Here is a 20,827-nt window from a genome sequence, read left to right on the forward strand (position 1 = left end):
CACCGCCGGTTTGCAGCGCGCCCCAAGGGGCGCGTTTTTCTGTTCGGGCACAGGATCGCATGACATGACCCGCGCCATCATGATCCAGGGCACCGGCTCGAACGTGGGCAAGAGCATGCTTGTGGCCGGCCTGGCCCGGGCCTGCTTGCGACGCGGCCTGACGGTGCGCCCGTTCAAGCCACAGAACATGTCCAACAACGCCGCTGTCACCGAGGACGGGGGCGAGATCGGGCGGGCACAGGCGCTGCAAGCGCGCGCTGCGGGCGTGGCCCCGCGCGTAGACATGAACCCGGTACTGCTGAAGCCCGAACATGACCGGGGCGCGCAGGTGGTGTTGCAGGGCAAGGCCATCGGCACCGTGCGCGCCCGCGACTACGCACAGTTCAAACCCCGATTGCTTCAGGCCACACTGGACAGTTTCCGCCGCCTCGCCGCCGAGGCCGACCTCGTGCTGATCGAGGGCGCGGGCAGCCCCGCCGAGATCAACCTGCGCGCGGGCGACATTGCCAACATGGGCTTTGCCGAGGCCGCCGGGGTGCCGGTGGTGCTGGTGGGCGACATCGACCGCGGCGGCGTCATCGCCCAGTTGGTCGGCAGCCATGTGATCCTGCCCGAACCCGACCGCGCCCGCATCAAGGCCTGCGCCGTCAACAAGTTCCGCGGCGATCCCAGGTTGTTCGACGACGGGCTGGCCGAGATCGTGGCGCGCACCGGCTGGCCCTCGCTGGGGGTGATCCCGTGGTTCGACGGCGCGTGGCGCCTGCCGGCCGAGGATATCCTCGACATTCGCAGCCATGCCGGTGACGGCATTTTGGTCGCCGTCCCGCGCCTGCCCCGCATCGCCAATTTCGACGATCTCGACCCGCTGAATGCCGACCCGCGCATCGACGTGCGGCTGATCCAGCCCGGCCAGCCCCTGCCCGGCGACGCCGACCTGGTGCTGATCCCCGGCAGCAAATCCACGATCTCGGATCTGGAGGCCTTCCGCGCGCAGGGCTGGGACATTGATCTGACCGCGCATCTGCGGCGCGGCGGCAAGGTGCTGGGCATCTGCGGTGGCTACCAGATGCTGGGCCGCCACATCCATGACCCCGAGGGGATCGAGGGCAGCGCCCGCGCCGTAGAGGGTCTGGGCCTGCTGGATGTCTCGACGGTCATGGCCCCGGAAAAACGGCTGGCCCGCGTCAGGGCCACGCACAGCGCCTCTGGCACCACCCTGGACGGCTACGAGATCCACCTTGGCCGTACAGAGGGCCCCGACTGCGCCCACGCCTGGCTGGATCTGGAGGGCCGCGCCGAGGGCGCGTGCTCAGCCAATGGCCAGGTCTGGGGCTGCTACCTGCACGGGCTGTTCAGCGCCGATGCCTTCCGGCAGGCGTTCTTCGACGGTCTGGGGTTGCAGGTCGGCTCCTATGACTACGAGGCCGGGGTCGAGACCGCGCTGGACGATCTGGCCGCCCATCTGGAAACCCATTTCGACATCGACAAGCTGCTCGCACTGGCCAGCCCCCTGCCCTGAACAGAAAAAAGGCGCGCCGGAGATCTCGACGCGCCTTTCATATCAGTGCCGGCAGGGGTTCAGTATTTGCCGATGCTTTTCAGAACCCGCTCAAGCTGGATGCCCTGTGCGCTGCCCACGGACGGTGCGTTGCGCACCGCGTTGTAATAGACCGACGGGTCATAGGCGGTGACCGGAAGCCCCAGCCCATCCACGGTCAGCCGCCCCATCGAGGCCAGCAGGCCATAGACCGCAAGTTGCTCCAAGGCGTTCGCGTCGATCTTGGCGCCGCGCGCGTCCAGAAGTTCCTGTTCCGCGTCCAGAACGTCCAGCGTGGTGCGCGCGCCAAGCGTCGCTTCCTCGCGGGTGCCGTCAAAGGCGATCTGGGCCGCTTCGATCTGACGGTCGGTGGCCACCAGACGGGCCCGCGCCACATCGCGCACGGCCCAGGCGCGTCCCACCTGTTCGTCAATCTCGGCGGTGGTGCGCAGCAGACTGGACCGCTGGTTGTCCCGGTCCGCCTGCGCCCGGCGGAAAGCCGAGTTGATGGCGCCGCCACGATAGATCGGCCCGCGCAAAGACAGGCCGATGCTGGCCGAAGGCTCCAGCCCGTTGTTCGGATAGAACCGGCTGAAGTCCGAGTAGCCAACGCTGGCATTGGCGCTGATCGACGGCAGAACGGCAGCCTCGGCGCGCGCCACGTTGATCTCGGCCACGGTCACAAGCCGCTGTGCGCGCAGGATCGCCGGATGTGCGCGCAGGGCAATCTCGCGCGCCGCATCAATGGAAGAGGCCGTGGAAGGCAACGCCGGTGGCGGCGCGAGCTGGCCGGGATAGCGCCCGACCTGAAGGTTGTAGTCTTCGCGCGCGGTTTGCAGATCGCCTTCTGCCGAAACCAGATCAGCGTCCGACTGGGCCAGACGCGACTGGGCTTGCGCCACGTCGGTCCGGGTGACCTCGCCAACCTCGAACCGGTCGCGGGCGGCCCGCACTTCTTCCTGAAGGACGCGCACGTTGTTGCGGCGCAGGTCCACGGTTTCCGTGGCCCGGATCACTTCCAGATAGGCTTCGACCGCATCGAACAGCACCGCCTGTTCCTGCACCAGCAGGGCCTCGCGGGCGGCCAGAACCGCCTCTTTCGCGGCCTCGATCGCCAGCTTGTTGCGGCCCCCTTCGTAGATCACCAGTTCGGAGGTCAGCCCGAGGGTCGTTTCCGCCCCGTCCCTGTCCGCACCACGGATGGCGTCATCGTCCAGAAAGGTCCAATCCCGCTGAATGCTGTAGTCCAGCGTCGGACGCAGGACCGCCACAGCCGAGGCAACGTCTTCATCCGCCGCCCGCAGCACGGCCCGCGCCTGATCCAGAAGATCGCTGTTGTTATAGGCCGACACCAGCGCGTCGGTCAGGGTTTCAGCCTGCGCCGGAAACGCCATGAAGCCGGACAGCACCACGGCTGCCAGACGCGCCTTTCCCGAGAATTTCTGTCTCACCAGTTTGCTCCTGCTCGGCCGGGCGCAGCCCGACGTCAAATCACAGCGCGAATTCCGCCGCCTTTGCAAAGCCCGGCAGGACCGGAGCGCCGGCATTGAAATCGTAGCGCCAGTTCACCGTGCCATCGATCTTGTAGCCGATCCTGACGGTGCCGAGTGCCTCATCCATGAAAACCGCCGCGATCCGGCCGCCTTCCTTCAACTGGTCCAGCAGCGCGTCGGGCACGGTTTCCACGCCCCCTTCTACCACAATGGCGTCATAGGGGCCATGTTTCGCCGCACCTTCGGCCAGCGGCGCGTGAAGGACGGCAACATTGTCGACCCCATGGTCGGCCAGGCGACTTTCGGCCTCGCGCGCCAGATCCTCGTCTTCCTCGATAGCCACCACGGCCTCGGCCAGTTGCGCGATCAGCGCCGCCGAGTAGCCATAGGCACACCCAAGATCCAGAACCAGATCGGTGCGGTGGATGTTCAGGACATCCAGCATCTTTGCCATGGTCCGGGGTTCCAGCAACACGCGCCCGTCGCCCAGGTCCATGTTGTTGCCCATATAGGCCGCTTCAACCTGCGCTTCGGGCACGAAAACCTCGCGCGGGACACGCAGCATGGCGTCGATGATCGGGTATTTCGTCACGTCCGAAGGGCGCACCTGGGTGTCGACCATCATCGTCCGGCGGGAAGTGAAATCGGGCATGGATCAGACTCTGCCGTTCAGTTTCATGTCCCGTTCGGCTTCGCACAGATGCCCGGTGCGGGCAACCTCGCAAACCGCCTTGCGCGACCATACGACGTGGGCTATAGCCACCGCACACCGGTTCGGCGAGTTGGCGGAGTGGTTACGCAGCGGATTGCAAATCCGTGTACACCGGTTCGATTCCGGTACTCGCCTCCAGTGTTCCCAATGACTTGAAGCCCTTTTTGCGCACGCGGTGCCAACCGTTTGCGCGTGGTCGGGTTGCCCCGTGTCTGCAAGACCGCAGTCGGCACATCGGGGCGATATTGGCGGCTTCGATTTCGGAATGGGCGCTTTGAGCGGACAGGCCGCCGTCAGACACCGCCCGAGGACAGTTCCCCCTGTTGTTCTTTCACCAGCCGCATCAACGCGCGTGTCAAGACCGTTGCCTGTGCAGGTGGAAAGGCGCGCTTTCAAGGTCGGGGCCAGAAACAGGCGGTTGCCCACGGCAAGCAGCGTCCACACCAGCTCGGGCAGCATCTTGAGGATCTCGATGAGAACCTGGTCCGAGTGCATGGCGGCAATCTCGCATTGCAGGGCTTCCATCTGCGTCCTGGCAAAGGGGACCACGCAACGGCCGCGCGCAGGGTGCGGGCGCATCGGGAAAGCTGGGGCAAGCTTTCGGCCGGCTCACCAGGGGATGGTCTTGCCAGCCCAGTCGAAAAAGCCCCCCGAGGCTCCGGGGTCCAGACCGTCTATGACCTTCAACAGGTTCTGTGCGGCGTCCTCGGGCGGAACGGTCGGGTGTCGGCCTGCGTAGGCGCGGGTCAGCGGCGTGGCCACGGTGCCGGGATGCAGCGCGACGCAGATGGCCTGCCGATGGCTGCGCTTCAGTTCGATCGCGGCACCATGCAGGATCTGGTTGAGCGCGGCCTTGGCGGCGCGGTAGCTGTGCCAGCCGCCCAGGCGATTGTCCCCGATGGATCCGACCCGCGCCGACAGGGCCGCGAAGACCGCCCGGCGATCCTTGGCCAACAAGGGCACGGCGTGCTTCAGGATCAGCGCCGTACCCAGCGCATTGAGGTCAAACACCGCGCGCAGCGCTTCGGGCGAAACCTCGCGAAGGGCCTTTTCCGGGGCGTGACCCGCCACCGCCAGCCCGCCGGTGGCCAAGAAAACCAGATCGAACGGCCCGTCCTGCCGCGACAGGCAGGTGCGGACCGACTGTTCTGACGTGATGTCCAGCCCATCGTCGCGCCGCGAAAGCGTCGTGACATTGCCCGCCCCCAACCGGGCGCGCAGGGCCTCGGCCACAGCCGCGCCGATGCCACCGCTGGCCCCGATCACCAATGCCCTTTGCATGCGGTCCCTCCTTCCAATTCATGCCATCAGCTAGCCGAAAGGGCCTTCGGTTCAATCCCGACCGCTGAACAGCGCACTTGTTTCAATGCCTGGTGGGCCGCTACCGTTGGCAGATGCCGATCGTGTCCCCCCTGCTGCGGGCAGCCGTTCTGGCCGTCCTTCCGCTTGCCGCTTCCGCGGCCGAACTGACCTTCGTGCGCAGCTTTCCCTTTCCCGGCCCTTCCGGTCTGGCCTTCGATCCGCTGTTTTGCGCGCTCTGGGTGGCCAATGAAACCGAGGAGATCGCGCTGCTCACATTGTGGGGCGCACCGCTGCGCCGGTTCCGCTCTGACCTTAGCCGGGTGGATGCCCTGGCGGTCACTGATACACATCTGCTGCTGAGCGACGGCAGCGGCCGGTTTCAGGAAATATATCGCGATGGCACGGCGCGGGGTGCGCCCTTCCGCCTGACGCGCGACTTCTCGGATATCGACGGGGTGTACGTGGATGCCGCCCGTGACGAAATCTGGATCACCGATGACGCCCGCGCCCAGGTGCTGCGGCTGGAGGCTGGTGGCGGTCTGCTGGCCCGCATCGACGGCACCACGCTGACCCCGCCGATGCTGGAGCCGCAGGGCCTGACCCGCGATCCGGGCACCGGTTACCTGCTGGTGGTCGACGATGCCGATGCGCTGGACAGCCTGTTCGAATTCGACGCCACGGGCCGCTTGCTGGACGTGATCCCGCTGGCCACCTCTGCCTATTCCGACGCCGAAGGCGTCACCCTGGCCCCCGAAGCCGGGTTGGTGTTCGTGGCCTTCGACGCGGGCAACACCATCGTGACCTATGACTACAGCCCCACCCTGCCCGCCACCCGCAGCCCCGAGGGTCGGGCCGCCGACCCCTGCAGCGTCTCGGGGCCGCCGCGCACGCCACCGGGGGGCTGAGCCGGAAAACCGCGGTTGCATCGGCAATCCGGCCCGGTCTAAACTGCGCCCCATGAACGCAACGGCTGCTATCATCGCTGGATTCCGCGACCTGCCCCTCGGGCAGCTGGCCGCCGCACGTCTTCTGCTTCTTAGTCGCCTCTGAGCGTGCCGTTCACCGGCGCGACCGCTCAGAGGATGCTGCCCGCGCCACGACAGACTTCAAGCAGAACGGACCTCAGATGACACAGACCCTCAATGCCCGCAGGCTGGCGCCTTCCGCCGCCGCATGCCGCCCTTGTTGCGGCCCCCGTCCCACGCGCGGCCCCCGCGCCATCGCCACGAAACGGACCTGACCCATGACCTCTTCAACCCAAGACCGTGTCAAGATTTTCGACACCACCCTGCGCGACGGCGAACAAAGCCCCGGCGCCACCATGACCCATGCCGAGAAGCTGGAGATTGCAGGCCTGCTGGATGAAATGGGCGTCGACATCATCGAGGCCGGGTTTCCCATCGCCTCGGAGGGAGACTTCCAGGCGGTCAGCGAGATCGCGAAGAACTCGGTCAACTCGTCGATCTGCGGGCTGGCGCGCGCCAATATCACCGATATCGACCGCTGCTGGGAGGCGGTGAAGCATGCCGCCCAGCCGCGCATCCACACCTTCATCGGCACCTCGCCGCTGCACCGGGCGATCCCGAACCTGTCCATGGACCAGATGGCCGAGCGGATCGAACAGACCGTGACCCATGCCCGCAACCTGTGCCCGGACGTGCAATGGTCGCCCATGGATGCGACCCGGACCGAGCATGACTACCTGTGCCGGGTGATCGAGATCGCCATCAAATGCGGCGCCACCACCATCAACATCCCCGACACGGTGGGTTATACCGCGCCGCGCGAAAGCGCCGACCTGATCCGGATGCTGATCGAAAAGGTGCCCGGTGCCGACACGGTGACCTTCGCCACCCATTGTCACAACGATCTGGGCATGGCGACGGCCAATGCGCTGGCCGCGGTCGAGGCCGGTGCCCGGCAGATCGAATGCACCATCAACGGGCTGGGCGAACGCGCCGGCAACACCGCGCTGGAAGAGGTCGTCATGGCCATGAAGGTGCGCAACGACATCCTGCCCTATGCCACCCGCATCGATGCCACCAAGATCATGAACATCTCGCGCCGGGTGTCGTCGGTCTCGGGCTTCGCGGTGCAGCCCAACAAGGCGATCGTCGGCAAGAACGCCTTCGCCCATGAAAGCGGCATCCACCAGGACGGCATGCTGAAGAACGCCGAAACCTTCGAAATCATGCGGCCATCAGACATCGGACTGTCGGAAACCTCGCTGGTGATGGGCAAGCATTCGGGCCGCGCCGCGCTGCGCGCCAAGCTGGCCGACCTGGGCTATGAACTGGGCGACAACCAGCTGAAGGATGTCTTCGTGCGGTTCAAGGCGCTGGCCGACCGCAAGAAGGAAATCTACGACGACGATCTGGTCGCGCTGATGCAGGACAGCAGCGCCGCGGCCGCCAACGAGCATCTGAAGGTGAAATTCCTGCGGGTGATCTGCGGCACCGAGGCACCACAATCGGCCGACCTGACGCTGACCGTGGATGGCAAGGACGAACAGGTGACCGCCACCGGCGACGGTCCGGTGGATGCGACCTTCAACGCGGTGAAGGCGATCTTCCCGCATGATGCGCGGCTGCAACTGTACCAGGTGCACGCGGTGACCGAAGGCACCGATGCGCAGGCCACCGTCAGCGTGCGGATGGAAGAAGATGGCAAGATCGTCACCGGCCAATCCGCCGACACCGACACCGTGGTGGCCAGTGCCAAGGCCTATGTGGCCGCGCTGAACCGGCTGATCGTGCGCCGCACCAAGACCCATTCCGACAAAAAGGAAATCAACTACAAGGACGTCAGCTGACCTGACAGCCGCGTTCCTGCCTCACGGGCGCGCCCCACCGGCGCGCCCGTTCCTGTCTGCCCGCCCGCCTGACACCTGCCCGAGTGGGGGCCATCGCCGCCGTTCAAAAAAAACTTCCCCAAGGTTTACCGGGCAGAACCCTGCCGAGGCCCGCGCAGGCCCCCTTCTCCCCTTTCACCCCCCTGCCCCGAAGCCTATAAGCGGGGCCAGCCTGCGGCAGCGACTCGCGGGACAATTTGGGGCATTAGCAGGACAACCTCGACATGGCGCTTTTCAGGGGCTTGTTTACTTCGGACGTGGCAATTGACTTGGGCACGGCGAACACGCTGGTTTACGTCAAGGGCAAGGGTGTGATCCTGAATGAGCCCTCGGTGGTGGCCTATCACGTCAAGGATGGCGTCAAGAAGGTGCTGGCTGTGGGCGAGGATGCCAAGCTGATGCTGGGTCGGACCCCCGGCTCGATCCAGGCGATCCGGCCGATGCGCGAAGGCGTGATCGCCGATTTCGACGTCGCCGAAGAAATGATCAAGCATTTCATCCGCAAGGTTCACCGCCGCACCAGCTTTATCAAGCCCAAGATCATCGTCTGCGTCCCGCATGGCGCCACCCCGGTGGAAAAGCGTGCCATTCGTCAGTCGGTACTGTCGGCGGGCGCCCGCCGCGCCGGGCTGATCGCAGAGCCGATTTCGGCCGCCATCGGCGCCGGCATGCCGATCACCGATCCGACCGGCAATATGGTCGTCGATATCGGCGGCGGCACCACCGAGGTGGCCGTTCTGTCGCTGGGCGATATCGTTTACGCGCGTTCGGTCCGTGTCGGTGGCGATCGCATGGATGAAGGCATCATCAGTTATCTGCGCCGCCAGCATAACCTGCTGATCGGGGAAGCCACCGCCGAGCGCATCAAGACCACCATCGGCACCGCCCGGATGCCCGACGATGGCCGCGGCCAGTCGTTGCAGATCAGGGGCCGCGACCTGCTGAACGGCGTGCCCAAGGAAACCGAGATCACCCAGGCCCAGGTGGCCGAGGCGCTGGCCGAACCGGTGCAGCAGATCTGCGAAGCCGTGATGACCGCACTGGAAGCCACGCCCCCGGATCTGGCCGCCGACATCGTGGATCGCGGCGTGATGCTGACCGGCGGCGGCGCGCTGCTGGGCGATCTGGACCTGGCCCTGCGCGAGCAGACCGGCCTGGCGATCACGGTGGCGGATCAACCGCTGAACTGCGTGGCAATGGGCACCGGCAAGGCACTGGAATTTGAAAACCAGCTTCGCCATGTCATAGACTACGACAGTTGATCCATCCGCACGCGGGCGGTGGCCTGCCAGTCTGAGCCGCCCCGGAACCCGCCGCAGTCTCGGAGACGCATTTGGCTTACGACGGCGACAAGGGACAGGACCATTTCCGCCCGATCCGGCGCATCTTCGCCGGCGGGCTGATCCTGGTCTGCCTTGCCGTCTTCCTTTTGTGGCGCATCGACAGCCCGCGCGTGGAGCGCCTGCGCACGGATGTGGTCGATGCGACCCTGCCCCGCGTGCAATGGGCGATGGCGCCGATTACCGCGCTGGTCAAGATGAGCGACAATTTCTCGACCTATTCGGCGCTCTACCAGCAGAACCAGGAATTGCGCCGCGAGTTGCAGCAGATGCGCGCCTGGAAAGAGGCAGCACTACAGCTGGAACAGAAGAACGCCCGGTTGCTGGATCTCAACAACGTCAAGCTGGATGCGCGGCTGACTTACGTCACCGGCACCGTTCTGGCCGACAGTGGCTCGCCCTTCCGGCGGTCGGTGCTGCTGAACGTGGGGGAACATGATGGCATCCAGGAAGGCTGGGCGGCGATGGACGGGATCGGGCTGGTGGGCCGGATCTCGGGCGTCGGGCGGACCACGGCGCGGGTGATCCTGCTGACCGATCCGGCCTCGTCGATCCCGGTGACAATTCAGCCTTCGGGCCAGCGCGTGCTGCTGAGCGGTGACAATTCTACCCAACCGCGCATCGAGTTTCTGGAAAGCGTCGAACTGGTACGTCCCGGCGACCGGGTGGTATCCTCGGGCGACGCCGGGGTGTTCCCGGCGGGCATTCTTGTGGGCCAGGTGATCCGCGGCCCCGACAACCGTTTCCGGGTGCGGCTGGCGGCGGATTACGAGCGGCTCGAATTCCTGCGGGTGCTGCGCTATTCCGGCCCCGAGCCGATCCGCGAAACCGGCCAGATCGTGCGCCCGCTAGCGGCGATGCAAGGCCCCTCGCAACCGGAGGCCGCAGATGAGTGAAGGACAGCTTCTCAAGCGGCTGATGTTCGGCGGGCTGTTCGTGCTGCTGTGCAGCGGCGTGCTGATGGTCAAGCTGCTGCCACTTGATCTGCAACCCGGTCCCCTGCCGACCCCTGATCTGGTGATCTGTCTTGTGGTGGCCTGGGTGATCCGGCGGCCCGACTGGTTGCCGGTCTGGCTGATCGCGGTGATGGTTTTCGTGTCGGATCTGCTACTGATGCAGCCGCCGGGACTTTGGACCGCCATCGCCATCGGCGCGACCGAATACCTGCGCCGTCGCCACAAGCGCCTGCAACCGCTGTCGGTGCTGGCTGAAACCGGGGTATTTGCTGCCCTTTATACCGCCATGGTCGGGCTCAACTGGCTGGCCCTGACCGTGACCTTCGCCGATCAACCCAGCCTTGGGGCGCAACTTCTGCGGATGCCGGTCACCGTCGCCGCCTATCCCTTGGTGGTCCTGCTGTGCGCCGCCGGTCTGGGCCTGCGCAAGCGCCCCGTGCCCGAGGGCTTTGGCCGGGGGAGCGGGCGATGAGACGTCCTCCCCGCGACACCGACCTGTCAACCCGCCGCATCGGCCGCCGCGCGCTGGTGCTGGGCGGCGCGCAGCTGGCCTTTGCGGGTCTTCTGGGCTGGCGGATGCGGCAGATGCAGGTGGAGCAGTCCGAAGAATACCGGATGCTGGCCGAGGAAAACCGCATCAACATGCGGCTGCTGCCCCCGGCGCGCGGGCTGATCTTCGACCGCAACGGCTCCCCCATTGCCATTAACGACCAGAATTATCGCGTGGTCATCGTGCGCGAGGATGCGGGCAATGTTGAGGAAGTGCTGCAGGAACTGGGCCGCCTGATCCCGCTGACCGAGGAAGACATCGAGCGCACCCTGCGCGAGACGCGCCGCCGGTCCAGCTTTGTGCCCGTGACCGTCGCCGACCGGCTGTCGTGGGACGATCTGGCCCGCGTGGCCGTCAACGCCCCCGCCCTGCCCGGCGTGCGCCCCGAGGTGGGGCTGTCGCGCGCCTATCCGCTGGGATCGGATTTCGCCCATGTGGTGGGCTATGTGGGGCCGGTCAGCGACTATGATCTGTCAAAGCTTCAGGATCCGGACCCGCTGTTGCAGATCCCCAAGTTCCAGATCGGCAAGTCGGGGATCGAGGCCAAGGAAGAAATGGTCCTGCGCGGCCGGGCCGGCAACAGCCAGATCGAAGTCAACGCCGTGGGCCGGGTCATGCGCGAGCTGTCGCGCACCGAAGGCACCGCCGGACGGAACCTGCAACTGACCATCGACGAGACCCTGCAGAACTATGTGCAGGCCCGGCTGGACGGCGAAAGTGCGGCGGTGGTGGTCACCGATGTGCGCAACGGCGACCTTCTGGCGGTGGCCTCGTCGCCGACTTTCGATCCCAACAAGTTCGTGCGCGGGATCTCGGGTGCCGACTATCGCCTGTTGACCGAGAACAAGTTTCGCCCGCTGGCCAACAAGTCGGTGCAGGGGGTCTATCCGCCGGGTTCCACCTTCAAGATGGTGACGGCGCTGGCGGCGTTGGAGGCCGGGGTCGTCTCGCCCGAGGACACGGTCTGGTGTCCAGGCTACCTGAGCGCCGGCTCACGCCGTTTCCACTGCTGGAAGCGCGGCGGCCATGGGCACATGAACCTGCACCAGAGCCTGCAGCAATCCTGCGACGTCTATTACTACGAGGTCGCCCAGCGGGTCGGGATCGACAAGATTTCCGAAATGGCGCGCAAGCTGGGCATGGGCACCCGCTTTGACATTCCCATGTCGGCGGTCGCCGAAGGGCTGACGCCGACGCGCGACTGGAAAGCCACGCGGCGTGGGGCGGACTGGGTGATCGGCGACACGCTGAACGCCTCGATCGGACAGGGGTTCGTGCTGGCCTCGCCGCTGCAACTGTCGGTGATGACCGCGCGTCTGGCCAGCGGCAACGCCATTGCGCCCCGGCTGATCCGGGCCGTGGACGGGGTTGAAGAGCCGGTGCGCCTTGAGGGGCCACTGGACATCAATCCCTATCACCTGCGCGCGGTACAGCGGGCCATGTTCGCGGTCTCCAACTCGAACCGGGGCACCGCCTATCGGTCGCGCATCAATGACGAGACCTTGCAGATGGCAGGCAAGACCGGCACCAGCCAGGTCCGCAACATCACCGCCGCCGAGCGGCGGCGCGGCGTCTTCCGCAACGAGGATCTGCCGTGGGAGCGGCGCGACCATGCGCTGTTCGTGGGCTTCGCCCCCTACAACGATCCCAAGGTCGCGGTGTCGGTGGTGGTGGAGCACGGCGGCGGCGGCTCGACCGCGGCGGCCCCCATTGCCCGCGACGTGATCCTGCGCACCCTGCATGGCGACTTGCCGCCGCTGGAGGCCTATCCCGCCGGCCAGCGCGAGCGCATAGAGCAAGAGCAGCGCGCCCTGCCCCTGCGCGACCGCAAACCGGTCGAAACCGTCAGCAGCCGCGCATGACCTATCTTGAATACAAGGTCAAATCCGTCCCCCGCGGGCTGCGCAAGGTCCTGTACCTGAACTGGCCGCTGATCCTGCTGCTGGCGGCAATTTCGGGCATCGGGTTCGTGATGCTCTATTCGGTGGCGGGCGGATCGCCGACACCCTGGATGGAACCGCAGATGAAGCGCTTCGGCCTGGGCATGGCGATGATGCTGGTCATCGCCATGGTGCCGATCTGGTTCTGGCGCAACATGGCCGTCATGGGCTATCTGCTGGCGCTGGCCCTGCTGGTCTGGGTCGAGGTTGCCGGCACCGTCGGCATGGGCGCGCAACGCTGGATCGACCTTGGCTTCATGCGGTTGCAGCCGTCGGAACTGATGAAAATCACCCTCGTGATGATGCTGGCGGCCTATTACGACTGGCTCGACCTCAAGAAGACCTCGCACCCGGTCTGGGTCATCGTGCCGCTGGTCCTGATCCTGATCCCGGTGGCGCTGGTGCTGAAGCAGCCCGATCTGGGCACCTCGATCCTGCTGGTGGCGGGGGGCGGCTTCGTGATGTTCCTGGCCGGGGTACATTGGGCCTATTTCGCCGCCGTCATTGGCGCGGGCGGCAGCCTTGTCTGGGCGGTCATGGCCTCGAAAGGCACCGACTGGCAATTGCTGAAGGACTATCAGTACCGCCGTATCGACACCTTCCTTGATCCGTCGACCGATCCGCTGGGGGCGGGTTATCACATCACCCAGTCGAAGATCGCGCTGGGGTCCGGCGGCGTCACCGGGCGCGGCTTCATGCAGGGCACCCAGAGCCGGTTGAACTTCCTGCCCGAAAAACACACCGATTTCATCTTCACCACGCTGGCCGAGGAATTCGGCTTTGTCGGCGCCACCTCGCTGCTGGCGCTGTATATGCTGGTGATCCTGTTCTGCATCGTCACCGCCATCACCAATCGCGACCGTTTCGGGTCGCTGCTGACGCTCGGTATCGCCGGCACCTTCTTCCTGTTCTTCGCCGTGAACATGTCGATGGTGATGGGGCTGGCCCCGGTGGTGGGCGTGCCGCTGCCGCTGGTGTCCTATGGCGGCTCGGCGATGCTGGTGCTGCTGGTGGCCTTCGGGCTGGTGCAATCGGCCCATGTTCACAAACCCAGGTAGAGGGCTTCCATGACGCTCAACATTTATTTCTCAGCCGCCGCCAAGGACTGGGAGGCGTACCAGCCCCTTCTGCAGAACGATCTGACGGCGGCGGGGTTCGATATCGCGCTGTCCAACACCTGCCCCGCGCCCGAGGCGGTGGATTACATCGTCTATTCTCCCGACGGTCCGCTGGAAGACTTCAGCCCCTTCACCAACGCCCGCGCCGTGCTGAACCTCTGGGCCGGGGTGGAGCGTATCGTGGCCAACCCGACACTGACACAGCCTCTGGCCCGGATGGTGGATCCCGCCGGGCTGACGGCGGGGATGGTGGAATGGGTCACCGGCCATGTGCTGCGCTATCACCTTGGGATCGACGCCCATATCGTCAATCCCGGCCACGACTGGGTGCATGTGCCGCCGCCGTTGGCCCGGGCTCGCAAGGTCACCGTTCTGGGGCTGGGCGAATTGGGCGCGGCCTGCGCCGCAATGCTGTCCAGTCTGGGGTTCCAGGTGACGGGCTGGAGCCGCACCCCCAAGGACATCGCCGGGGTGCGTTGCCTGTCCGGCGACGACGGGCTGCAACCGGCGCTGACCGGGGCCGAGATCGTCGTGTTGCTGCTGCCCAAGACCCCGCAGACCGAGAACCTGATGAACGACGACCGGCTGGGCTGGCTGGCCAAGGGCGCTGCGCTTCTGAACCCCGGACGCGGCCCGCTGATCGATGACGACGCCCTGCTGCGGGCGCTGGACGATGGCCGGGTCGGCCATGCCACGCTGGACGTGTTCCGGGTCGAACCCCTGCCCGCCGATCATCCCTTCTGGCACCATCCGCGCGTGACGGTGACCCCGCATATCGCCTCGTCCACCCGTCCCGAGACGGCCTCGCAGGCGGTGGTGCGCGCCATCACCGCCATCGAATCCGGTCAGCCGGCCCCGCATCTGGTGGATCGAAGCCGGGGGTACTGACCCCCGGCCCGCGCTGTCAGCCCTCGGGGGCGTCCTGCCAGCGCCACGGCCGGGTGAAGCGGTTCATGACCTGGGCCAGGGCGTCGTCTTCCACGTCCCCGTGCCGCTTCAGGATCGCCACGAGGCCCAGCTTCTTGTCATCCACGACGCTGGCGACCGAGACCGGCAGGCCCGCGCCCTCAAGGGCCGCGCCATAGACGCGCGTGATGGCCCGCTTGCGCAGGTCGGGCTTGAAGACCTTGCCGACGGCGGTTTTCGGAAGCTCTGGCAGAACCTCGATATACTTGGGGATGGCGGCGCGTTCGTGGATGCGATCCTTGCAGAAGTCCAGCAACTCTGCCGGATCGACCTGCGCCCCGGCCACCAGTTCCACATAGGCGCAGGGCAATTCCCCGGCGACGGCGTCGGGCTGGCCGATGGCCCCCACCACGGCCACCGCCGGATGGCCCATGAGCGCCTCTTCGATCTCGGCGGGATCGATGTTGTGACCGCCGCGGATGATCAGATCCTTCTTGCGCCCGGTGATCCACAGGTAGCCATCGGCGTCCAGCCGCCCCAGGTCGCCGGTGCGCAGGTAGACGCGATCGGCAAAGAGCCCCAGGTTCTTGCCCGGCTCGGTATAGGTCGAGCCCTCGTAGACGCCGGGGTTCGAGACGCAGATCTCGCCCACCTCGTCGGTGCCGCATTCATGGGTGATGCTGCCGTCCTCGGCACACTGCAGGATGCGAACGTCGGTATAGGGCAGCGGAATGCCCACCGAGCCGACCTTCTTCTGCCCTTCGAACGGGTTGCAGGACACAAGGCAGGTCGCCTCGGTCAGCCCATAGCCCTCGGCCACCTGCACGCCGGTGCTTTCTTCGAACTTGCGGTACAATTCCAGCGGCAGCGGCGCCGAGCCCGAGATCGCGGTCTTCAGGGTCGAGACATCGGCATCCACCTTGCGCTGCATCAGCGCCGACAGGGCGGTGGGCACGGTGATCAGGAAGGTCACCCCGTAGCGTTCGATCAGCTTCCAGAAGTTGTCGAACACCCCGTCCCCGCGATAGCCCGCCGGAGTCGGGAACACCACATGCGACCCGGCCTGAATGGCCGACATCATGATCGGATAGCAGGCGAAGACATGAAACAGCGGCAGCGGGCAGATCAGTACGTCGGTTTCGTCGAAGATCAGTTCATGCCCCAGCCAGCCATTGTAGATCATGCCCTCCTGCTTGTGCTGGGTGACTTTTGGCACGCCGGTGGTGCCGCCGGTGTGGAAATAGGCCGCCACCCGGTTCGCGCCGGAATGATCGAAGTTCAGACGGTCGGCGGGCTGGGCCGCCACGGCCTTGGCATAGTCCTGCACCCTGGCGTGATGGCGCGCGGTGACCTTGGGCCGGATCAGCGGCACCAGCCAGCTTTTGGGTGGCGTCAGATAGTGCAGCAGGTCCACTTCAAGAATGGTCTTCACATTCGGGGCAAAGGCCGCGGCCTCGGCGGCCTTCTGCGCCACGTCGGTCTTGGGAAAGCCCTTCAGCGTGACCAGAACCTTGGCATCGGTTTCCTTCAGAATGCCTGCGATCTGTTCCACGTCCAGCAGCGGGTTGATCGGGTTGACGATCCCCGCCGTCATCCCGCCCAACATCACCACGGCGGCTTCATTGCAGTTGGGCAGCAGGTAGGCGACCACGTCATTGGGTCCGACGCCAAGGCTGCGGAACAGGTTGGCGGCCTGCGTGGTGCTGGCCAGAAGATCGGACCAGGTCAGGGTTTCGACCTTGGCGCGCGGATCTGACAGGATTTGGAAGCTGATCGCCTTGCGGTCGCCCATCGTCCCGGCGGTGCGCAACAGCGCGTCATAGACAGTGCCGGGCACGTCGCGGTCGGCCCAGGGCATTTCGGCCTCGATAACCTTGCTCACGGTGGCATTGGTGAATGCTCTGGTCACAACGGATCCTCCCCGACAGAAGCGACAGTTTTGCCGGCAAGGATGTGCGCGAAGTGATCTGGGAACAAGTCTGACGCGGCGTTTCGTCAGAATTTACGCAGCGCCGCAGTGCCCCACCGGCGATCAGAACCGCCAGAGGGGCACCGGGGACGGGCCTATTCCGCCGCCATGCCTTGTGTGAACTGCAAGCGCGCCAGCCGGGCGTACAGGCCGCCTTCGGCCACAAGCTGATCGTGGGTTCCTTCGGCGACGATGCGGCCCTCGTCGAAGACCACGATGCGGTCGGCCTTCTTCACGGTGGCCAGACGGTGCGCGATGATCACCGTGGTGCGGTCGCGGGCCAGCGATTCCACGGCACTTTGCACCAGCATCTCGCTTTCCGCGTCCAGCGCCGAGGTGGCCTCGTCCAGCAGCAGCACCGGCGCGTCGCGCAGGATGGCGCGGGCGATGGCGATGCGCTGTTTCTGGCCGCCCGACAGCATCACGCCGCGTTCGCCCAGATAGCTGGCATAGCCGTCCGGCAGGGCCGAGATGAACCCGTCGGCGGCGGCAGCGCGGGCGGCGGCGCGCACCTCGTCGTCGCTGGCCTCGGGGCGGCCGAAGCGGATGTTCTCCAGCGCGGTATCGGCGAAGATCACCGGTTCCTGCGGCACCAGCGCGATCTGGCGGCGGAAGTCGTCGCGCGCCATGTCGCGCAGGTCCTGCCCGTCCATCCGCACCACGCCCGACTGCGGGTCATAGAACCGCAGCAGCATTTGCAGCACCGTGGTCTTGCCAGCGCCCGAGGGTCCGACCAGCGCCACGGTTTCACCCGGTGCCACGGTCAGGCTGATGCCGTTCAGCGCGGCGGCATCGGGGCGCGTGGGATAGTGGAACACGACCTCATCCAGTTCCAGCTCGCCCCGGCCCGGATTGACGGCCGGCACCGGATGGGCCGGATCGGTGACTGTATCCTCGGCGTGCAGCAGGTCGGCCAGCCGTTCGGTCGCGCCCGCGGCGCGCTGCAGCTCACCCCAGATCTCGGACAGGGCCGCGGTGGAAGCCGCCATGATTGCGGCATAGATCACGAATTGCACCAGCTCGCCGATGCTCATGACATCCGCCCGCACATCGCGCGCGCCGACCCAGAGCACACCGACAATGCCCGCAAATACCAGGAAGATGACGATCACGGTCAGCGCCGCGCGCACGGTGATGCGCGACTTGGCAGCCTCGAATGACCGTTCGGTCACATCGGCGAACATGGCGCGCGACTGCGGCTCGTGGCTGAAGGCCTGCACGGTCTGCACCGACAGCAGCGTTTCCGACGCCTTGCCCGAGCTTTGCGCGATCCAGTCCTGGTTTTCACGGCTCAGCTTGCGCACCCGGCGCCCCAGCGCGATGATTGGCACGATCACCACCGGCACCAGCAGCAGCACCAGCCCGGTCAGCTTGGCACTGGTCAGCAGCATCATCAGCAGCCCGCCGAAGAACAACAGCACGTTGCGCAGGAACCACGAGATCGACGATCCGATCACCGACAGGATCAGCGTGGTGTCGGTGGTGATCCGGCTGAGAACCTCGCCGGTCATGGTCTTTTCATAGAAGGCCGGGCTCATCCCCACCATGCGGTCGAACACGGCGGTGCGGATGTCGGCCACCACGCGCTCGCCCAGCCGGGTCACCATGTAGTATCGGACGCCGGTGCCCAGGGCCAGGGCGGCGGCAATGACGAGCGCGGCAAAGAAATACTGGTCCAGAAGCTCGGCCGCGCCGGACTGGAAGCCGTCCACCACCCGGCGCACGGCCAACGGCAGCACCAGCGAGATGAAGGCGGTAAAGACCAGCGCCACGCCTGCCCCGGCCACCAGCGGCTTGTAGCGCATCAGGAACGGCACCAGCCCGCGAAGCGCGCCGATGCGTTTGGATTTCTCCCGCTCCTGATCCGTCGTCTTGGGTGTTCTGGCCATGTCCTGTCTCCGCGAGTTTGCGATGGTGTACCCATTGCGGGACCGGGCAACAAGACATCGCGCACGGGCCGGAAAGTCACAGGCGGGCAGCGGCAGAAAATGGATCGGGAAGGCTGGAGCGGGCGGCGGGAATCGAACCCGCGTCATTAGCTTGGAAGGCTAAGGTCTTACCACTACACAACGCCCGCGCAGTGTAGGCTGCTGATATTTCATCGCCAAACCGGGGTCAATACCGAACCCCAAGGCAGGCGGAACCAAGTGGCCCCACCTGCTCTTCGGCGCTCAGTACTTGCTGGGCACATACAATTCGGGCGGCAGCACCGCGCGCTCGTATTCCTTGTTGTAGACCCGTTCGGGCAGCGAGATGTCCTCGTGCGGCACCGGCTCATAGGGGATCAGGCTGAGCAGATGGTCGATGCAGTTCAGCCGCGCCCGTTTCTTGTCGTTGCCTTCAACGATGAACCACGGGGCCTCGGGGATGTTGGTCCGGGCCAGAGTTTCTTCCTTGGCCTTGGTATACTGCTCCCACCGCACGCGGCTTTGCAGGTCCATCGGCGACAGTTTCCACTGTTTCAGCGGATCATGGATGCGCATCAGGAAGCGCATCTGCTGTTCCTCGTCGGTGATCGAGAACCAGTATTTCACCACCCGGATGCCCGAGCGCACCAGCATCCGCTCAAACTCCGGCACGTCGTGGAAGAACTGCTCGACCTGATCCTTGTTGGCAAAGCCCATGACCTTTTCCACGCCCGCGCGGTTGTACCAACTGCGGTCGAACAGCACGATCTCGCCCGCCGCCGGCAGGTGCGGCACATAGCGCTGAAAATACCATTGGGTCTTTTCCCGCTCGCTGGGGGCGGGCAGCGCGACGACGCGGCAGACGCGCGGGTTCAGCCGCTGGGTGATGCGTTTGATGACCCCGCCCTTGCCCGCGCTGTCACGGCCTTCGAAGATCACCACGATCTTTTCGCCCGAATGCTGCACCCAGTCCTGCAGCTTGATCAGCTCGGCCTGCAGCGACAGCAGCTTGCGGAAATAGTCGCGCCGTTCAAGGCTGGGCGGATGCGCCTTGCGATAGATCTTGCGGATTTCCAGCGACAGGGCGGGTTCGGACATCTCAAGCTCGAAATCTTCGTCCAGCGTGTCGGCCAATTCGGCCTCTAGCCAGTCACGACCTGCGTCGTCTTCGGTGAATTCGTTTGCCATCACAGTTTCCCCTTCTTGCCAGAGCTGGCAACCGCCACGTTCCCGGCGCGCGACGTGACGGTTTTACAATCTGATCCCTGTCTAGGTGCGCCAATCGAAGAAATTCTTGCCCGCGCGCGCCAGAAGCCGCTGCGCCATGTCCCGACCCAGGGCGGCGCCATCCTCGATCGGGGCGTCCGCGGCATCGGTCAGCGATTCCGAGCCGTCGGTGCGCAGGATCTCGCCGCGCAGGTGCAGGGTTCCGCCGGACAGCTCCGCCAGTCCGGCAATCGGTGTTTCGCAGGATCCGTCCAGCGCCGCCAGGAAGGCGCGTTCGGCGGCCAACCGCTGACCCGTCGGAGTGTCGTGGATCGCCTCCAGCATCTCGGCGGCGCGGCTGTCGTCGGCGCGGCGTTCGATACCGATGGCCCCTTGCGCCACCGCCGGCAGCATGTCCTCGGGCGCGATGGCGGTGCGGACAACCTGCGTCATCTGCAACCGGTTCAGCCCGGCCATGGCCAGGAAGGTGGCCTGGGCAACCCCCTCCTCCAGCTTCTTCATGCGGGTCTGCACGTTGCCGCGAAATTCCACCAGCGTCAGGTCGGGGCGGCGGTGCGCCAGTTGCGCGCGGCGGCGCAGGCTGGACGAGCCCACCACCGCGCCCTCGGGCAGATCGGTCAGCGACGCATGGTCGGGCGAAATGAAGGCATCGCGCACGTCCTCGCGCGGCAGGTAGCAGTCCAGCACCAGCCCCTCGGGTTGCAGCACCGGCATGTCCTTCATGGAATGCACCGCGATGTCGATCTTGCCCGACAGCATGTCCTGCTCGATCTCGCGGGTGAACAGGCCCTTGCCGCCCAGTTCCTTCAACGGCTTGTCCGCGTCGATCAGCGCCCGGTCGTCGCCGGTGGTCTTGATGACCACGATCTCGAAGGCCGCGGGCGGCAGGTCAAAGGCTGCCGCCAGCCTGTCGCGGGTTTCATGCGCCTGTGCCAGGGCCAGCGGAGAGCCGCGGGTGCCGATGCGAAGGGGCGAAGTCGGGGTCGGAAGCGTGATCGTCATGGCAATTCCCTAGACCC

At 65.9% G+C, this 20,827-nt stretch carries 16 protein-coding genes and 2 tRNA genes; 10 read left to right on the forward strand and 8 right to left on the reverse strand.

Annotated features, from left to right (window positions below; all coding sequences use genetic code 11):
• Window positions 1-64: 64 nt before the first annotated feature.
• Window positions 65-1,519, forward strand: a complete 1,455-nt coding sequence (locus H8B03_RS14600) for a cobyric acid synthase (protein ID WP_193142609.1) — start codon at window positions 65-67, stop codon at window positions 1,517-1,519.
• Between the two features lie 59 nt (window positions 1,520-1,578).
• Here the strand turns inward: H8B03_RS14600 and H8B03_RS14605 are convergent, their stop codons facing one another.
• Window positions 1,579-2,988, reverse strand: a complete 1,410-nt coding sequence (locus H8B03_RS14605) for a TolC family outer membrane protein (RefSeq protein WP_319022488.1) — start codon at window positions 2,986-2,988, stop codon at window positions 1,579-1,581.
• Between the two features lie 40 nt (window positions 2,989-3,028).
• Complete coding sequence (locus tag H8B03_RS14610) at window positions 3,029-3,682, reverse strand: protein-L-isoaspartate O-methyltransferase (RefSeq protein ID WP_193142610.1); 654 nt, start codon at window positions 3,680-3,682, stop codon at window positions 3,029-3,031.
• 124 nt (window positions 3,683-3,806) lie between these two features.
• On the opposite strand from H8B03_RS14610, the gene H8B03_RS14615 reads away from it, so the two are divergent.
• Window positions 3,807-3,880 (forward strand) — tRNA-Cys (locus H8B03_RS14615).
• Between the two features lie 471 nt (window positions 3,881-4,351).
• Here H8B03_RS14615 and H8B03_RS14620 read toward each other — a convergent pair.
• Window positions 4,352-5,023, reverse strand: a complete 672-nt coding sequence (locus H8B03_RS14620; RefSeq protein WP_193142611.1) for an SDR family NAD(P)-dependent oxidoreductase — start codon at window positions 5,021-5,023, stop codon at window positions 4,352-4,354.
• 122 nt (window positions 5,024-5,145) lie between these two features.
• Between H8B03_RS14620 and H8B03_RS14625 the strand changes: the two genes are divergently transcribed.
• From H8B03_RS14625 to H8B03_RS14660, 8 genes are all read left to right on the forward strand, one after another.
• Window positions 5,146-5,949: a hypothetical protein gene (locus tag H8B03_RS14625; RefSeq protein ID WP_193142612.1), complete on the forward strand. Its 804-nt coding sequence runs from the start codon at window positions 5,146-5,148 to the stop codon at window positions 5,947-5,949.
• Between the two features lie 338 nt (window positions 5,950-6,287).
• Window positions 6,288-7,856, forward strand: coding sequence for a 2-isopropylmalate synthase (locus H8B03_RS14630; protein WP_193142613.1), 1,569 nt, complete (start codon window positions 6,288-6,290; stop codon window positions 7,854-7,856).
• A 263-nt stretch (window positions 7,857-8,119) separates the two neighbouring features.
• Window positions 8,120-9,157: a rod shape-determining protein gene (locus H8B03_RS14635; RefSeq protein WP_193142614.1), complete on the forward strand. Its 1,038-nt coding sequence runs from the start codon at window positions 8,120-8,122 to the stop codon at window positions 9,155-9,157.
• A 71-nt stretch (window positions 9,158-9,228) separates the two neighbouring features.
• Window positions 9,229-10,131: a rod shape-determining protein MreC gene (gene mreC / locus H8B03_RS14640; protein WP_193142615.1), complete on the forward strand. Its 903-nt coding sequence runs from the start codon at window positions 9,229-9,231 to the stop codon at window positions 10,129-10,131.
• On the forward strand, window positions 10,124-10,663 hold the full coding sequence (locus H8B03_RS14645) for a rod shape-determining protein MreD (protein ID WP_193142616.1): 540 nt from the start codon (window positions 10,124-10,126) through the stop codon (window positions 10,661-10,663). The genes mreC and H8B03_RS14645 overlap by 8 nt, the downstream gene beginning before the upstream one ends.
• A complete protein-coding gene (gene mrdA, locus H8B03_RS14650; protein ID WP_193142617.1) occupies window positions 10,660-12,603 on the forward strand; it encodes a penicillin-binding protein 2 in 1,944 nt (647 codons plus the stop codon). Before H8B03_RS14645 ends, mrdA begins: the two co-directional genes overlap by 4 nt.
• Complete coding sequence (rodA, locus tag H8B03_RS14655) at window positions 12,600-13,739, forward strand: rod shape-determining protein RodA (RefSeq protein WP_193142618.1); 1,140 nt, start codon at window positions 12,600-12,602, stop codon at window positions 13,737-13,739. The genes mrdA and rodA overlap by 4 nt, the downstream gene beginning before the upstream one ends.
• Before the next feature lie 9 nt (window positions 13,740-13,748).
• A complete protein-coding gene (locus tag H8B03_RS14660; RefSeq protein WP_193142619.1) occupies window positions 13,749-14,687 on the forward strand; it encodes a glyoxylate/hydroxypyruvate reductase A in 939 nt (312 codons plus the stop codon).
• A gap of 16 nt (window positions 14,688-14,703) precedes the next feature.
• Here the strand turns inward: H8B03_RS14660 and H8B03_RS14665 are convergent, their stop codons facing one another.
• The 5 genes from H8B03_RS14665 to hemC form a co-directional block, all read right to left on the reverse strand.
• Entirely contained in the window at window positions 14,704-16,614 is a 1,911-nt protein-coding gene (locus H8B03_RS14665) for an acyl-CoA synthetase (RefSeq protein ID WP_319022489.1), read from the reverse strand.
• A gap of 155 nt (window positions 16,615-16,769) precedes the next feature.
• The gene (locus H8B03_RS14670; RefSeq protein ID WP_193142620.1) at window positions 16,770-18,563 is read right to left on the reverse strand and encodes an ABC transporter transmembrane domain-containing protein; all 1,794 of its coding nucleotides are present in this window, start codon (window positions 18,561-18,563) and stop codon (window positions 16,770-16,772) included.
• 114 nt (window positions 18,564-18,677) lie between these two features.
• Window positions 18,678-18,751: transfer RNA gene (locus H8B03_RS14675), tRNA-Gly, on the reverse strand.
• A 94-nt stretch (window positions 18,752-18,845) separates the two neighbouring features.
• Window positions 18,846-19,769 (reverse strand): polyphosphate kinase 2, encoded by a 924-nt coding sequence (gene ppk2 / locus H8B03_RS14680; RefSeq protein ID WP_193142621.1) that lies wholly within the window; start codon window positions 19,767-19,769, stop codon window positions 18,846-18,848.
• Window positions 19,770-19,850: 81 nt separating this feature from the next.
• A complete protein-coding gene (hemC, locus tag H8B03_RS14685) occupies window positions 19,851-20,810 on the reverse strand; it encodes a hydroxymethylbilane synthase (RefSeq protein ID WP_193142622.1) in 960 nt (319 codons plus the stop codon).
• Window positions 20,811-20,827: the final 17 nt, after the last annotated feature.

Origin of the sequence: Meridianimarinicoccus sp. MJW13 (assembly GCF_014901205.1) — a bacterium.
Lineage (GTDB): Bacteria > Pseudomonadota > Alphaproteobacteria > Rhodobacterales > Rhodobacteraceae > Meridianimarinicoccus.